The 14,342-nt window shown below is 67.5% G+C and carries 14 protein-coding genes and 1 tRNA gene; 11 read left to right on the top strand and 4 right to left on the bottom strand.

Going from position 1 to position 14,342, the window contains the following annotated elements; all coding sequences use genetic code 11:
• Positions 1-13: 13 nt before the first annotated feature.
• On the bottom strand, positions 14-1,603 hold the full coding sequence (locus tag ACLBYA_RS12650; protein WP_447709754.1) for a sensor domain-containing diguanylate cyclase: 1,590 nt from the start codon (positions 1,601-1,603) through the stop codon (positions 14-16).
• A 217-nt stretch (positions 1,604-1,820) separates the two neighbouring features.
• Between ACLBYA_RS12650 and ACLBYA_RS12645 the strand changes: the two genes are divergently transcribed.
• The 6 genes from ACLBYA_RS12645 to ACLBYA_RS12620 all read left to right on the top strand — a co-directional run bounded on the left by ACLBYA_RS12645 (position 1,821) and on the right by ACLBYA_RS12620 (position 7,003).
• Positions 1,821-3,227: a glycine--tRNA ligase gene (locus ACLBYA_RS12645; protein WP_447709901.1), complete on the top strand. Its 1,407-nt coding sequence runs from the start codon at positions 1,821-1,823 to the stop codon at positions 3,225-3,227.
• Between the two features lie 172 nt (positions 3,228-3,399).
• Positions 3,400-4,287 carry a DUF559 domain-containing protein gene (locus tag ACLBYA_RS12640; RefSeq protein WP_447709753.1) on the top strand — a complete coding sequence of 296 codons (888 nt, stop codon included), beginning with the start codon at positions 3,400-3,402 and terminating at the stop codon, positions 4,285-4,287.
• Positions 4,288-4,423: 136 nt separating this feature from the next.
• On the top strand, positions 4,424-4,762 hold the full coding sequence (locus ACLBYA_RS12635) for an ArsR/SmtB family transcription factor (RefSeq protein WP_447709752.1): 339 nt from the start codon (positions 4,424-4,426) through the stop codon (positions 4,760-4,762).
• Positions 4,759-5,262 (top strand): SRPBCC family protein, encoded by a 504-nt coding sequence (locus ACLBYA_RS12630; protein ID WP_447709751.1) that lies wholly within the window; start codon positions 4,759-4,761, stop codon positions 5,260-5,262. Before ACLBYA_RS12635 ends, ACLBYA_RS12630 begins: the two co-directional genes overlap by 4 nt.
• Positions 5,263-5,342: 80 nt before the next feature.
• Complete coding sequence (locus tag ACLBYA_RS12625; protein ID WP_447709750.1) at positions 5,343-6,554, top strand: EspA/EspE family type VII secretion system effector; 1,212 nt, start codon at positions 5,343-5,345, stop codon at positions 6,552-6,554.
• Positions 6,551-7,003 (top strand): hypothetical protein, encoded by a 453-nt coding sequence (locus ACLBYA_RS12620; RefSeq protein WP_447709749.1) that lies wholly within the window; start codon positions 6,551-6,553, stop codon positions 7,001-7,003. Before ACLBYA_RS12625 ends, ACLBYA_RS12620 begins: the two co-directional genes overlap by 4 nt.
• Positions 7,004-7,014: 11 nt before the next feature.
• Here ACLBYA_RS12620 and ACLBYA_RS12615 read toward each other — a convergent pair whose 3' ends face one another.
• Positions 7,015-9,033: a TPM domain-containing protein gene (locus ACLBYA_RS12615; RefSeq protein ID WP_447709748.1), complete on the bottom strand. Its 2,019-nt coding sequence runs from the start codon at positions 9,031-9,033 to the stop codon at positions 7,015-7,017.
• 83 nt (positions 9,034-9,116) lie between these two features.
• On the opposite strand from ACLBYA_RS12615, the gene ACLBYA_RS12610 reads away from it, so the two are divergent.
• The 3 genes from ACLBYA_RS12610 to ACLBYA_RS12600 are packed head-to-tail and all read left to right on the top strand — an operon-like array spanning position 9,117 to position 12,706.
• On the top strand, positions 9,117-10,409 hold the full coding sequence (locus ACLBYA_RS12610) for a deoxyguanosinetriphosphate triphosphohydrolase (RefSeq protein WP_447709747.1): 1,293 nt from the start codon (positions 9,117-9,119) through the stop codon (positions 10,407-10,409).
• 4 nt (positions 10,410-10,413) lie between these two features.
• Positions 10,414-12,354, top strand: coding sequence for a DNA primase (gene dnaG, locus ACLBYA_RS12605; RefSeq protein ID WP_447709746.1), 1,941 nt, complete (start codon positions 10,414-10,416; stop codon positions 12,352-12,354).
• Between the two features lie 55 nt (positions 12,355-12,409).
• Entirely contained in the window at positions 12,410-12,706 is a 297-nt protein-coding gene (locus tag ACLBYA_RS12600) for a DUF7155 family protein (protein WP_447709745.1), read from the top strand.
• Positions 12,707-12,712: 6 nt separating this feature from the next.
• Here the strand turns inward: ACLBYA_RS12600 and ACLBYA_RS12595 are convergent, their stop codons facing one another.
• Positions 12,713-12,976: a hypothetical protein gene (locus ACLBYA_RS12595; protein WP_447709744.1), complete on the bottom strand. Its 264-nt coding sequence runs from the start codon at positions 12,974-12,976 to the stop codon at positions 12,713-12,715.
• A 134-nt stretch (positions 12,977-13,110) separates the two neighbouring features.
• Between ACLBYA_RS12595 and ACLBYA_RS12590 the strand changes: the two genes are divergently transcribed.
• Together ACLBYA_RS12590 and ACLBYA_RS12585 are read left to right on the top strand one after the other, a co-directional pair.
• Positions 13,111-13,186, top strand: a tRNA-Asn gene (locus ACLBYA_RS12590).
• Between the two features lie 71 nt (positions 13,187-13,257).
• Positions 13,258-13,740, top strand: a complete 483-nt coding sequence (locus ACLBYA_RS12585) for an LppP/LprE family lipoprotein (RefSeq protein WP_447709743.1) — start codon at positions 13,258-13,260, stop codon at positions 13,738-13,740.
• On the opposite strand, the gene ACLBYA_RS12580 is transcribed toward ACLBYA_RS12585, so the two are convergent.
• Positions 13,733-14,299, bottom strand: a complete 567-nt coding sequence (locus tag ACLBYA_RS12580; RefSeq protein WP_447709742.1) for a TetR/AcrR family transcriptional regulator — start codon at positions 14,297-14,299, stop codon at positions 13,733-13,735. The genes ACLBYA_RS12585 and ACLBYA_RS12580 overlap by 8 nt on opposite strands.
• Positions 14,300-14,342: the final 43 nt, after the last annotated feature.

Genomic DNA, 14,342 nt, shown 5'->3' with positions numbered 1-14,342 from the left:
GGCTCCGTGCATGTCAACGCCTGACGATGTACCGGTCGCGACCGGTTGCCTTCGCCTCGTACAACGCTTCGTCGCAGGCGGCGAGCAAGGACTCGGGGGTCATCGGGCCGGTCGGCCACAGCGTGGCGCCGCCCTGGCTGACGGTCAGACGGCCCAGTGGGGATCCGAAGTGCGGAACCGCCAGGTCGCCGATGGCCTGACGGATACGCCGCAGGAATGGCGTCGGATCGCGGATATCGGGCAACAAAAGGACGAACTCCTCGCCACCGAAGCGTGCGACGAGGTCGTCGGCACGTACACACGCCTGCAGCACCACCGCGACCTTGCGCAGCGCCGCATCACCCTCGACATGGCCGTAGCGGTCGTTGAACGCCTTGAAGTGATCCACGTCGACCATGCAGATGGTCAACGGGCGCCCGGTCTCGACGGCGTCGGCGCACAACCGCGCCAAGTCCCGGTCCAGGCGCCGCTTGTTCGCGACACCGGTCAAGGGATCCAGTTCGGTCTGCAGGGTCAGCGACACCGTCGCCTCCTGCAGTTCGCGGTTCGCCTCGCGAAGAGCCAGTTCGGCCATCCGGGCGGCCGTGACGTCCACGATGAAGCCGACGGCGCGCTGGGCGTCGGGTCCGGACCCGTTGACCAGGCACGCAGCAGAACGCACCCAACGTGTTTCGCCATCCGGGCGGACGATCCGGTACGAGATCGCGTAGTCGCGCCCGGAGGCGACCAGATCGCTGGCGGTTTGGCGCACCTCCGTCGCGCGCTCCACGTCCTCGGGGTGGATGAACGGGCGAAAGTCGGCGACCGACCGGATGGTCCGCGCCGGATCGAGGCCCACGATGCGGTACCAGTTCTCGTCGCAGACCATCTCGTCCCGATCGATGTCGTAGTCCCAGATGCCCAGTCCACCGACATGCGCGGCCATCGCCAGTCGGAGTCGGCTTTGCCGCAGTTGCTCCTGTGCGGCCTGTTCGGCGGTGACATCGCGTGATACGCACAGAATCGAGGAGGTCTGTCCGTCCGTCCCGGCGACGGGGCTCAGGAGGTTGTCCCAGTGCTGAATGCCGCGCTGGCTGTCGCTTTTGCCCGCGAATCGGGCCGAGTGACCTGCGGCGGCCTGCTCGAGTGCCGCGTGTGCCGCCGCCTGGACATCCGCCGGGAGCAGGGACAGCCAATCCCGCCCGTACACCGAGTTGCGGGCCACACCCAGTGACTGGCAACCCGTTTCGTTCATATGGAGCAAGTGTCCGTCGGGCGAGATCACCTTGATGCAGTCGGCGCTGCTGTCCAACATGCGTTCTTGCAGACGCACGAGACGTTCCAGGGTCAGCTCGCGGTGTTTGAGGTCGTGGATGTCGGCGGCGGTACACACCACGCCGTCGTCGGGGTTGTCGGTCGCCGGCGCAAAGGTGAGCAGGAACCACCGGGCGTCGCCGCCGTCACAGCGAAGTCGGCACTCCATTTGCCGGATGTCTGCGAGTCGGCTGCCCGATCCGATCTGGGCCAGAACGTGTGGATGGTCCTCGGCAGTCACGAGGTCGGCCAGTCCGGCGACGGCGGATGGCCCCGCCAGTTTCTGCCACGCCGTGTTGAGCAGTCGCACCGCACCGGTCGTGCTGAGTAAACAAGCCGGCTGGCGCAGGAACATGACCGCAAGTCGGGAGGTTTGATCGTTCCCGCTGCTCACCTGCCACCCCCGAGGCCATTCGCGTTCCCGCCCGGCGTGCTTGTGGTGGGCGGATGCGCGTCGTGTCGGGCCACCATACTTCGAGGTCTTGTCGGCGCGACCGTATTCGGCCCGCGACGTGGGGTCGCGGCTGTTGTCGCTACGCTGTTCACCCGTGGCATCCATCATCGACACCGTTGCAAACCTGGCGAAACGCCGTGGCCTCGTCTACCAATCGGGCGAGATCTACGGCGGTACCAAGTCCGCCTGGGATTACGGACCACTCGGGGTGGAGCTCAAGGAGAACATCAAGAAGCAGTGGTGGCGTTCGGTGGTCACCGGCCGTGACGATGTCGTCGGCCTGGACAGCGCGATCATCCTGCCCCGGCAGGTCTGGGTGGCCTCCGGCCACGTCGCGGTGTTCAACGATCCGCTGGTCGAATGCCTGAACTGTCACAAGCGGCACCGGCAGGACCACATGCAGGAGGCCTACGCCCTCAAGAAGGGGCTCGACGATCCCGATACCGTCCCGATGGACGAGATCGTCTGCCCGGACTGCGGCACCAAGGGCCAGTGGACCGAACCGCGCGATTTCAACATGATGCTCAAGACCTACCTCGGGCCGATCGAGTCCGAGGAGGGGCTGCACTACCTGCGGCCCGAGACCGCGCAGGGCATCTTCGTCAACTTCGCCAACGTCGTCACCACCTCGCGTAAGAAGCCGCCGTTCGGTATCGGCCAGATCGGCAAGAGCTTCCGCAACGAGATCACCCCGGGCAACTTCATCTTCCGCACCCGCGAGTTCGAGCAGATGGAGATGGAGTTCTTCGTCGAGCCCTCGACCGCGCCGGAGTGGCACAAGTACTGGATCGAGACCCGGCTCAAGTGGTACACCGACCTCGGCATCCGACCGGAGAACCTGCGCCTCTACGAGCACCCGCTGGAGAAGCTGTCGCACTACAGTGCGGGCACCACCGATATCGAGTACAAGTTCGGCTTCGCCGGTAACCCGTGGGGCGAGCTGGAGGGCATCGCCAACCGGACGGACTACGACTTGTCCACGCACTCAAAGGATTCTGGGACCGATCTGTCGTTCTACGATCAGGCCTCCGACACGCGCTTCGTGCCGTACGTGATCGAACCGGCAGCCGGGCTGACCCGCTCGCTGATGGCGTTTCTGGTGGACAGCTATCACGAGGACGAGGCGCCCAATGCCAAGGGCGGGGTCGACAAGCGCACCGTGCTCAAGCTCGATCCGCGGCTGGCGCCGGTCAAGGCCGCGGTGCTGCCGCTGTCGCGCCACGCCGACTTGTCGCCCAAGGCAAAGGATCTCGCGGCCGAGTTGCGCCAGAGCTGGAATGTGGAGTTCGACGATGCCGGCGCCATCGGTCGTCGCTACCGTCGCCAGGACGAGATCGGGACCCCGTTCTGTGTGACGCTGGACTTCGATTCACTGGAGGACCACGCCGTCACGATCCGCGAGCGCGACACCATGAGCCAGGAGCGGGTGGCGGTCTCCGAGGTGTCGAACTACCTGGCGGTTCGGCTCAAGGGCAGCTGACGCCCGGCTTCCTCTCTTTTGGCGAGCGTGAGTGTCTGCGGATGGACACGCCGCGCACGGACACGAGTTTGCGCACGCTCGTGGCGGCGGCAGTTATCCACAGTTGACGATTCATCCACAGATGCGTCGTCGGGCATGGCCAACGGCAATCGCCTGATCGACCATCGGCAGCATGACCGATGGCGTCCTGGCTCTGCTCGAACGACAATCCGGTGTTGCAACCACCGGACAGTTGTTGGAGGTCGTGAGTCGCAGTCGCCTCGACACCCTGATCCGAACCGGCCGTCTGATGAAGGTGTGGCCCGGGGTGTACTCGGCCGAGGAGCTGGACAATCTGACGCGGCTGCGCGGACTGGATCTTCGGGCCGGTGAACCGGTGGCCATCTGCCTCGACACCGCCGCCATGGCGTATGGCTTTGCCACCGAGGAGGTCGTCGACCTGCATGTGCTCAATCCCGTCGGCCACCAATTGCGCGCATCCGACGGTCTGATCATCCACCGCCGCGACGGTGCGCCCTTGGCGGTTGTCGACGGCCGACCGGCAACGGCTGCCGCCTGGACCGCGGTCGAAGTGGCGAGGTCCTTACGGCGTCCTCGGGCGTTGGCCACCCTGGATGCCGCGTTGCGCAGTGAAACATGTGACCGCAGGGAAATTTTCGAGGCAGTGGCGCGACAGCACGGTCGCCGCGGCATCGTCGCGGTGCGTGATCTCGCGGCACACGCCTCGGGTCTCGCGGAGTCTCCGATGGAGAGTGAGGCCCGCCTGGTGATGCTCGACGCAGGTCTGCCCCAGCCCGAGCTGCAGTACGAGATCATCGACCGCTCGGGTCGACTGTGGCGGGTCGACTTCGCCTGGCCGGACTGCACGTTCGTCGTCGAGTACGACGGGTACGACTGGCGCAGCGACCCGGAGCGATTCGCCAGGGATCGGCGTAAGCGGGCGGCGCTGCAGGAGATGGGCTGGACCGTGCTCTCGATCGTGTCCGAGGACGTCCGTCGATACCCGGAGGAACTGGTGCGGCGTATCGGGCACGGATTGACCCGGACGCGCGCGGCGTGAGCGTGCGCAAACTCGTCTGTCAGCTCGGTGTGTTGCCCGCAGACGCGCACGCTCGCCGAGAGAAGTGGGGAAGCTGGGAGAAGTGGCCAGGACGTATTCCTTGACGGGAATACGTCAGTCGGCATATGGTGACGGTATGCAGGCGGCGGTGTTCGTGGCGTTGGGCGAGCCGAGCCGGTTGCGGATCGTTGAACTGCTCAGGGGTGGACCACAATCGGTGGGCGCGATCGCCGATGCGCTCGGAATCCGGCAGCCGCAGGCGAGCAAACACCTTCGGGTGCTTGGTGATTCGGGCATCGTCAGCAGCCATGCCCGGGCCAGGCAACGGTTTTATCAGCTCGAGTCGGGGCCGTTCGAAGATATCGGTCGGTGGGCCGAATCCTTCGAACAGCTGTGGAACACCCGGTTGGACAACCTGGGTGCGTTCCTGGAATCGATGGCGGACAACGACGAAAAGGGAAGGCCTGCACCATGATCATGCAACTGTTCAAGAACAAGAACTTCACCCTGAAGCGGACCTACCCCGCACCGGTCGCCTCGGTATGGGATGCCTGGACACAGGCCGAGATGGTCCGACAATGGTGGGGCCCCAAGAACACGTTCGTCCCGGAATGCCGTATCGATGCCCGCGTCGGTGGCGAGGTCCACATCGTCATGGAGGCGGGCGAGGGGATGGGCAAGTATGCGGGCACTCGGTGGCCGATGACCGGGACCTTCACCCGCGTCGATCCGGTCACCCGGCTGACCTACGACGCCCGATCCTGGACCGACGGTGAGGAATCCACCTCCACGATCCTGCACGTCAACGATGTGACCCTGACCGAACACGACGGGCAGACCGAACTGACCTTGGACGTGACGATCACCCAGATCGGCGCCAAGGCCAAGATGGCGGCATTCGGTATGAAGTGGGGCTACAAGGCCCAACTCGACAAGCTCGCCGAGCGGTTGACCGCGCCCGCCGAGGGCGCGTAGCGACCTCTGAAATTGCCGCACCGAGGACCCCCGCAACTCACCTAGGCTGAAATGCACAGATCGAGGGGGCGGCCATCAGCGTGCTAGCGGCATTTTTGTCGACGTGGGACAACGCCCGCGCGACGCTGGGCGAGGGGACTCCGGTCGACGGAGCACAATTCGACCAGAGCGCGCCGCTGGGAGAGCTCCGGCGCACGGTCGAGTCTGCCTCGCCCGCCGCGGCCTGGACAGGTTCGGCGGCGGAGTCCTACGGGGATCGAAATCAGCGTCTGGCCGGCACCATCGGAGGGTTGGCCGAGCTGGATCGTCGTCTCGGTGCCGAGGTGGATCGTTCGGCCGCGGTCGTCGCCGCGGGCCGCCGCGATCTGGATTCGGTGCGGCACTGGGTGCTCAGTGCGGCGGCGAGCCTGCCCGACAATGCAGCCGGCGAACGTGCGCTGCTGCCGGTGGTGTCCCGCGGGGTCGGCGAGGTCGCCGACATCCTGAACCGGTCGAACGCCGATATGAACGCGATCGCTGCACGCATCCGCGAAATCGGTGACGGCTACCAGACTCTCGGTGATCGCGAAGGACGCGATGGCGATACCCGCGATCCCGATGGCAAACCCGAGGAGCCTCCGCAGATCCCGGAGGGTGAAGACGGTATCCCGCCGCCGCCCCCGTGGGAGCGCCACGACGAGGGTTCCGGGGAATGGGGCTCGCAGCCGTGGTACTCGCGCGGTGACGATGCCGCGTTCAAAGCGGCGATCGAGGCCGGCCTGCCGTTGGTGGAGACCCAGTGGCCGCACGCCGCCGAGTTGCTGGACCACTACCTGGACAACACCGGTGAGCCCTACCGCCTCGACGTGAACTCGATGATGGGTGATATCCCGCAGATGCAGGCCCGCGGTGACGCGATGGTCAACGACGAGGTCAATAGGATCGCGGCCGAAGCGGCGGCGACCGGACAGTACGGCCGGCCGGTACCGTTCCGCACACCGTGGCAGGGCTTTTACCTGGATCCCGACGCGAACCCGGACTGGTACCGCGCGGTCGGCGGTGTGGACATGTCGGCCGGCGGCGTGGTGACCGTCTACCCGCCTGAGACGCCGGGCGGCCAGCCCCGGGTGCATGTCGAATCCCAGATCGACGTCGCCGACAGGTACAACTGGGATGAGGGCAAGGAAACCAAGATCGGACCCATCACCATCACCGACGAGCAGATGGCGGGACTCCAGACCGCCGGTCTGGCACGTGAGTTCGACATCACGGGTTCCTCGACGGTATCGACCTACGACGGAGTGCCTCGATGAGAATCGCCCGATACCTGACAGTGCTGTTGCTGTTGTGCGCACTGCCCGGATGCTCGACGGGCGACAATGCCCGTGACGAAGGAGGCCAGGGCATGTCCGTTTCGGCGGAGACCGCCGCGCAGTTCGGCGATGTGACACTGCCCGCGGGAGTCCAGGTGTTGGCCACCGACACCGATTCGGGACGAGATACCCGCTACCGCTTGACCTTACAGATGGACGAAGCGCAACTGAGCCAGTTCCTCAGCCAGTTCCCGGAGCCGCCTCGCCCCTCGGACATCCCGAAATCGACATCGGTGCTCGCCGGCCCGGAACTCGGTTCGGCGCCCGATCCGCGCTACGTACAGGACCGGGTCGCCACCGCCGCCCACGGCACCGTGACCCGCGAGATCATCGTCGATGAGCGCTCGCCCGACGAGATCTTCGTCCATCTGTCGATGTACACGACCTAGGAGTACCGACCTTAGAAGCGGCCGCCGCCCCCACCGAACCCACCGCCGGAGAAGCCGCCACCGGACCCGCCGAAGGACGTCGAGCGCCAGCTTCCGCCACCGACACTGCCGCCGATACCGCCGCGCAGCGCGCCGGACAGGATGTTGCCGATGATGATGCCGCCCAGCACCGCACCGGAATTCGACCCGCCGCCGTAATGCTGTGAGTTGTAGGCCTGATGCGCCCGGTGCACATCGTCATTGGCCAACTGCTGCGCCTGCATGGCCAGCGTCGTCGCGCCGTTGGCGTGCGCGATGGCTTCGGGCAGATTGGTGGACTGTTTGTCCTGGGCGGCCTGCAGCTGACGCACCGCCTCGGCCAGCCGGGTGCGGGCGTCGGGGCCGATGCTGCCGCGCCGGGTGTCGATGAAATCGCTGACGCCACGTACCCGCGACTGCGCGGTCGACAACGCCTGGTCGAAGGATCGGCGCAGCCGCGCCTCGGCCTCGCGCTTCTCGGAGACCACGGCCAGCAGCCGGTCCAGCTCGGCATCGGCCTGGGTCAGCGTCGTGAACGCGCCCAACGGATCGGCACTGCCCGAGGCCTGTGCGGTGGCCACCGCCTGCGCCGCGGCATCCCGGGCCGCCTTCAGCGCGATCGCGTCGGCCACCCCACCCTGGGCCAGCTGTGCGTCGGCCGCCGCGATGCCGTTGCCGATATCGGCGATCGCATCGGGCAGCGTGGCCGTCGCGCGGCTGATATCGCCGGCCGCGCTGTCGATTGCGTCGAGCATGGTCCGGGCCTGACCCAAGGCGGACTCGGCGGCGCGCAGCGAGTCGACCAGCCCGGCCTGGCTGCCGGCGGGCCGGGCCACCAACGAGCGGGCGTTGCCGATGTTCTGGTCGGCGAATGCCAGCCGCTGCTTGGCAGTTTCGACATTGTCGGTGACCGAGTGCAGTGCGGTCTGGGAGAACTGCTGGTGCAGGCCGGCCAGGGTCTGCGCGGCGGGTTCGATGCGGGCGGTCAGCTCCACCATCTGCTGGGTCAGCGCGTCCAGCCGGGTGGGTGCGTTGATCACCAGATCCCGCAGCGCGGCGAAAGCCTCACGCTGCTTGTCCAGCTCACGGTCGGCCTTGGCGGCGGCTACGATCACCCGGGTGAGCAGGTCGCGACGCTGCTGCGGGGTCTCGGGCACGGTGTCGTCCAGGATCTGACGGACGTTGAACGCCTGGGCCAGCGTGGTGCGCGCAGCGGTCACCGCGGCGGTGAACGGTGCGGTATCGCGCTCGCCGAATTCCTCGACGGCCAGCGCCAGTTCGTTCTCGCTGGTGCGCACCGCGTTGTCGACCTCGACGACGATCGAGCGGGACAGCTCGTCGAGGGCGTCCAGCGGGACCGCGGCCAGCGCGGCCGGATCGGTCGGATCGACCCGCTGCGCGGCGGCGACGTCAGCCTCGCGGCGCTTGCGCTTGCGCCGCCGCGACCACAGCATCAGGCCGAGCACGGCCAGGGCGATGACCGCCAGCATGGCCAGCACACCGAACCAGTTCAGTCCGGTGTCCGACGGGCTCGACGGTGTCGCCGAGGCCGCAACCCCGGTCAGCCCGGTGGCTGCGGCGATCGCCGCATCGGCCCAGCGCCCGTCGCGCAGCGCGGGTTCGATGTCATTGCGGCGCAGGGTATTCGCCTCGGTTCCGGTGGCGGCCGCCGGTCCGGCCAGGAAGGCATAGGCGCGGTCGGCGGTCGCGACGGCAAGCAGCGCGTCGTAGTCGCCGAGATCGCTGGCCCGCAGGGTGGCCCGAGCCCACGGCTCGGCGCTCTGCCCGGAGAACGTGTCGACGTAGACCACCCACAGCCGGACCTGACGGTCGCCGTAGAGCGTGTCGATGGCCTGGGTGACCTGGGTCGACTGTGCACCACTGAGCGCACCGGCCTCGTCCACGACGTAGCCGGGCAGCCGGAACGGTGGAGTGGCAGTCGCCGCGGGCGCGACCAACAGACCCGCGATCAGGACCGCGAGGAACATGCTGAGCAAACGGGCGATGCGCATGCCCGTCAATCTAGTGACTCATCCGCCGATCCGGCGCCAGTCATGTCCGAACTGTCGCCCGCGTACTGGCAGACTGTCCGTCGGTGGCAACACAACAAGACACATCCGACTACGACGACTCCGACCGGCAGCGGCTGGTCCCCGAGTTGCCGAAGGGTGCTGGGCTGGGGACGTTCAAGCCGACCGGCAGCATGACCGAACACCGCACCGACTTCGCGCGGGACCGGGCCCGGGTGCTGCATTGCGCGGCGCTGCGCCGACTCGCCGACAAGACCCAGGTGGTCGGGCCCCGGCACGGTGACACCCCGCGGACCCGGCTGACGCACTCGCTGGAGGTCGCCCAGATCGGCCGTGGGATGGCCGTCGGGCTGGGCTGCGACCCCGACCTCGTCGACCTGGCGGGGTTGGCCCACGACATCGGCCATCCGCCGTACGGGCACAACGGGGAACGAGCGCTCAACGAGATCGCGGCGCCGTTCGGCGGGTTCGAGGGCAACGCGCAGAATCTGCGCATCCTGACCCGGCTGGAGCCCAAAATCCTTGACGAGCACGGACGTTCGGCCGGTCTGAACCTGACTCGGGCGGCACTGGACGCCGTCACCAAGTATCCGTGGACACGCGCGGAGAACCCGAAGAAGTTCGGCTTCTACGCTGATGACATGGTCGCGGCGGACTGGCTGCGCGACGGTGCCCCGGCCGGGCGGCCATGTCTGGAAGCCCAGGTGATGGACTGGGCCGACGATGTCGCTTACTCCGTGCACGATGTCGAGGACGGCGTGATCTCCGGGCGCATCGACCTGCGGGTGCTCGCCGACCCCGATGCCGCCGACGCTCTGGCCCGACTTGGCGCAGGTGTATCCAAGACCGTCTCGCATGACGAACTGCTCAGCGCCGCCCAGCGGCTGTCCCAGATGCCGGTGGTCGCCGCGGTCGGCAAGTACGACGGCACCCTGGTCGCCTCGGTGGCACTCAAACAGCTCACCAGCGAGTTGGTGGGCCGATTCGCCAACGCCGCCATCTCGGCGACCCGGGCGGTCGCCGACGGTGCGCCGGTGCGCCGGTTCAGCACCGACCTGCACGTCCCGGACACGGTGCGCGCCGAGGTCGCGGTTCTCAAGATGCTGGCGCTGCAGTTCATCATGTCCGACCACCGCCACCTGCAGATCCAAACCGACCAGCGCACCCTGATCGAGGAGGTGGCGCTGGCCCTGTGGGCGCAGGCCCCGAGCAGTCTGGACCCGCAGTTCGCGGCCGATTTTGTTCTCGCCGAGGACGACGGTGCGCGGCTGCGGGTGGTGATCGACCAGATCGCGTCGTACACCGAGTCCCGGTTGGAACGCGTGCACGAGGTGCGCTCGCCGAGACCTTTAGACTGATCCGATGGCCAACGAAGCGACACGGGGTGGCGGCCGGGGCCGCATCCCCGATCGCGATATCGCGGCCATCCGGGAACGCGTCCGGATCGAGGACATCGTCGGTGACTACGTCCAGTTGCGCCGCGCCGGGGTCGACTCGCTCAAAGGTCTGTGCCCCTTCCACGACGAGAAGTCACCGTCGTTTCACGTGCGGCCCAACCACGGTCATTTCCACTGCTTCGGCTGCGGTGAGGGCGGCGACGTCTACGCCTTCCTGCAGAAGATCGAGCACGTCAGCTTCGTGGAGGCCGTGGAGTTGCTCGCCGACAAGGTCGGCTACACCGTCACCTATTCCGGTGGCGCCGCGACCAATGTGCAACGCGACCGAGGTAGCCGCAGCCGGCTGATCGCCGCCAACGCCGCCGCTCAGGAGTTCTACGCCGAGGCGCTGCGTTCGGAGGAGGCCGCACCGGCCCGGCAGTACCTGATCGACCGCAACTTCGACGGCGAGGCGGCTGCCCGCTTCGGTTGCGGGTTCGCGCCGTCGGGTTGGGACAAGCTGACAAAGCACCTGCTGCGCAAGGGATTCGAGTTCAAGGAACTGGAGGCCGCCGGGCTGAGCCGGGAGGGCAAGCGTGGTCCGATGGACCGATTCCACCGCAGGCTCCTATGGCCCATCCGGGTGTCGTCGGGGGAGACCATCGGGTTCGGTGCCCGCCGGCTGTTCGACGACGATCCGATGGAGGCCAAGTACGTCAACACCCCGGAAACGGTGCTGTACAAGAAGTCTCACGTGCTGTTCGGGTTGGACCTGGCCAAGCGGGATATCGCCAAGGGCCATCAGGCCGTCGTGGTCGAGGGCTACACCGATGTGATGGCCATGCACCTGTCCGGGGTGACCACCGCGGTGGCCGCCTGCGGTACCGCCTTCGGCGAGGAGCATCTGTCAATGCTGCGCCGACTCATGATGGACGACAACTTCTTTCGCGGCGAACTGATCTACGTGTTCGACGGTGACGCCGCCGGCCGGGCCGCCGCGGTGAAGGCTTTCGAGGGCGAGCAGAACCTGGCCGGGCAATCCTTCGTCGCCGTCGCCGCCGACGGCATGGACCCGTGCGATCTGCGGCTGCGCTCCGGGGACGGCGCGCTGCGTGATCTGGTGGCCCGCCGCGCCCCGCTGTTCGAGTTCGCGATCCGCACGGCGCTGGGCGACCACAATCTGGACAGCGCCGAGGGCCGGGTGGCCTCATTGCGTCGCTGCGTGCCGATGGTGGCCCGGATCAAGGATCAGACGCTGCGCGACGAATACGCCCGCCAGCTCGCCGGCTGGGTCGGCTGGGACGATGTCGGCCAGGTGCTCGGCCGGGTGCGTGAGGAGGCCGGCCGTAAGGGGCCCCGTACCGGTCGCGGCGCCACCCAGACCACTCGGCGTGGGGGCGCTGAACCTGCGCAACGGCCGAAGCCGACGATCGCCCGCCCCAACCCTCTGGACCCGACATTGCGCCCGCAGCGTGAGGCGCTCAAATCGGCGTTGCAGTATCCGGGCCTGGCCGGCCCGGTGTTCGACAGCCTGAGCGTCGAGAGCTTCACCCACCCCGCCTACGCCGCGGTCCGCGCGGCGATCACCGCCGCCGGCGGTGTGGCATCGGGGCTGTCCGGCGCGCAATGGATCGAAACGGTGCGAGACCTGGCCGGGGAGGCCGCGAGCCTGGTCAACGAACTGGGTGTGGACGGTATCGGCATCGATGACGACGAGCGGCTGGCCCGCTACATCTCCGGGGTGCTGGCCCGGCTGCAGGAGGTATCGGTCGGCCGCCAGATCGCCGAGGTGAAGTCGAAGCTGCAGCGGATGTCCCCGGTGGACAACAGCGACGAATACCACGCCCTGTTCGGTGACCTGGTCGCCATGGAGACCTATCGGCGCAGCCTGCTGGAACAGGCCAGTGGGGACGACTTGACTGCGTGATCGTGTCCCACCCGTTATGGTTGAGGAGCAGATCTCTGTCTAGAAAGGCAACACCGTGGCATTTCTGAGCAATCAGACACGCAAGTTCGCAGTCGTCGGCGCCTTCGCAGCGGCCGCCGCCGCGGCGCCGGTGCTGGCCCTATCCGGCCTCGCTGCCGGTCCCGAGGTCACGGTCGAAGCCAAGACCTGCCTGGCGTGGTTCGGTAACAAGGAAGACGGCAACTGCATGTCCTACTCGGAGGGCAACGGCGTCGCCTTCGGGACCCCCGGTGCCGGCCTCTGTGGTGGCGGCATCTGCACCAGCCCGATCCTGCCGGGCAACTCCTGGAACACCAGCATCGGCATCGGCTAGTTCGCGCTAGCGGGTCTGTCCGTTCTGCGGCGGCTGCGCCTCGTCTGGCTGCAACACCGTCGTCTCGGCGTCGATCGCCGTCAACTTCACCAACGCCGGATCGGGTGACACCCGGTCGGCGATCTTGCGGCGCCCGGCATCCAGCACGGCCTTGGTGGCCGGATTCTCGGTGACTGCGCGGTAGGTGCCTGCGATCTGCTCGTAGCGGCGCCGGCCGGCTTTCGCGCCCAGCACGTAGCCGACCCCCAGTACGAAGACGATCCGGAACACTCAGGCTCCCTCCATGGTGACAGCAGGACGCTCACCATCCTGCCTCACGCGACGGCCTAAGGTGGCGACGGGGCTTCTGACAAGGCGATTCGAGGTCGGCGGGGTCCATGCGCTAGAGTCTGTCCTCGGTTCATTCCCCTGTAGCTCAATTGGCAGAGCTCCCGACTGTTAATCGGGCGGTTATTGGTTCGAGTCCAATCGGGGGAGCCAGCAGGCCGGTGCGAAAGCACCGGCCATCGTGCTTTCTCGGGCAGTTTCGCCGGTTCCGTAAGCTCGCAGCCATGCGATCGACGCGCACTTTCGCGGTGGCCGCCGCGGCACTGACGGTGGCCTCGTGCGGCTGGAGCCCGCAGAACTCGGCGCCGCAGGCCGCCTCGGACTGCCCGGCCGAGGACACCCCAACCGTCGAGACCGTCAAGGCCGCCATCGCCGAGGTCGGCGAGCGGTGGACCGAGACCTCCCGCGGGCACACCGGTGACTGCCGGCTGCACTGGGTTGTCATCGGCACCGGTGACACCGCGCCCGACGCCGCCACGCAGGCGCTGTTCTTCGACCGCAACACCCCGCTGGGCCCGCCCACACCGCGGCCGCGCCCGTATCTCACGGTGGTGCCGCTGGGGCAGTCGATCGCGACGGTGCAATACCAGTGGCTCAAGGGTGCGGACACGCCGTGCTGCCCGACCGGAATCGGTCAGGTGCGCTTCCAGATCGGCGAGGACGGCGCGCTGCAGGCGTTGGATCCGATCCCGACGCCGACTACGTAGCAGGCACCTTCAGTCGGTACAGCTCCACCAGGGTGTCCTCGACATGCTGGAGGGGCTCGGCGGACTTGGTGGCCTGGCACATCACGATGGCGCCCTCCACCGAGGCGATGGTGACGCCGGCCAGCCGTGCCGCCTCGGCCGGGGCGACGCCGGCCGCCGCGAGATGGGTGATGAGGCGCTGTTGCCAGTCGGTGAACACCGCGCCGGCATTGTCGGCGGCGACCTCGGCCTCCGATCGCCCCAGTGCTGCCGCCACGATCGGACAGCCGGACAGAAAATCACTGCGGGTCAAGGTTTCTCGCCATCCCGCGATGAACGCCCGTACCGACTGCACCGGGGTCAGCGTGGCCGCCAGGCTGTCGATTGCCTCGCCGATCACGGTGCCCGCGGCAACGGTGGCATCGGCGATCAGTTCCGACTTTCCGCCGGGAAAGTTCAGATAGAGCGACCGGCGTGCGGTCTCGCTGCGCTCCAGCAGCAGTGACAAACCGGTGCCCGCGACGCCGTTGCGCCGGATCAGTTCGATGGCGCTGGTGACCAGTCGGTCGCGTGCCTGCATGGGAACCTCTCTTGCGGTGTACCGATCAGTCTACTAACGTCGG

The organism is Mycobacterium sp. C31M (genome assembly GCF_053345865.1).
The sequence above is the reverse complement of the archived record's forward strand: the minus strand, read 5'-3'. Positions and strand labels throughout refer to the sequence as shown.

Bases quoted from the DNA above. Each gene is read 5' to 3' on its own strand.
- ACLBYA_RS12640 (WP_447709753.1), top strand. From the start codon at position 3,400: ATGACCGATGGCGTCCTGGCTCTGCTCGAACGACAATCCGGTGTTGCA.
- ACLBYA_RS12635 (WP_447709752.1), top strand. From the start codon at position 4,424: ATGCAGGCGGCGGTGTTCGTGGCGTTGGGCGAGCCGAGCCGGTTGCGG.
- ACLBYA_RS12630 (WP_447709751.1), top strand. From the start codon at position 4,759: ATGATCATGCAACTGTTCAAGAACAAGAACTTCACCCTGAAGCGGACC.
- ACLBYA_RS12620 (WP_447709749.1), top strand. From the start codon at position 6,551: ATGAGAATCGCCCGATACCTGACAGTGCTGTTGCTGTTGTGCGCACTG.
- ACLBYA_RS12615 (WP_447709748.1), bottom strand. From the start codon at position 9,033: ATGCGCATCGCCCGTTTGCTCAGCATGTTCCTCGCGGTCCTGATCGCG.
- dnaG (WP_447709746.1), top strand. From the start codon at position 10,414: ATGGCCAACGAAGCGACACGGGGTGGCGGCCGGGGCCGCATCCCCGAT.
- ACLBYA_RS12585 (WP_447709743.1), top strand. From the start codon at position 13,258: ATGCGATCGACGCGCACTTTCGCGGTGGCCGCCGCGGCACTGACGGTG.
- ACLBYA_RS12580 (WP_447709742.1), bottom strand. From the start codon at position 14,299: ATGCAGGCACGCGACCGACTGGTCACCAGCGCCATCGAACTGATCCGG.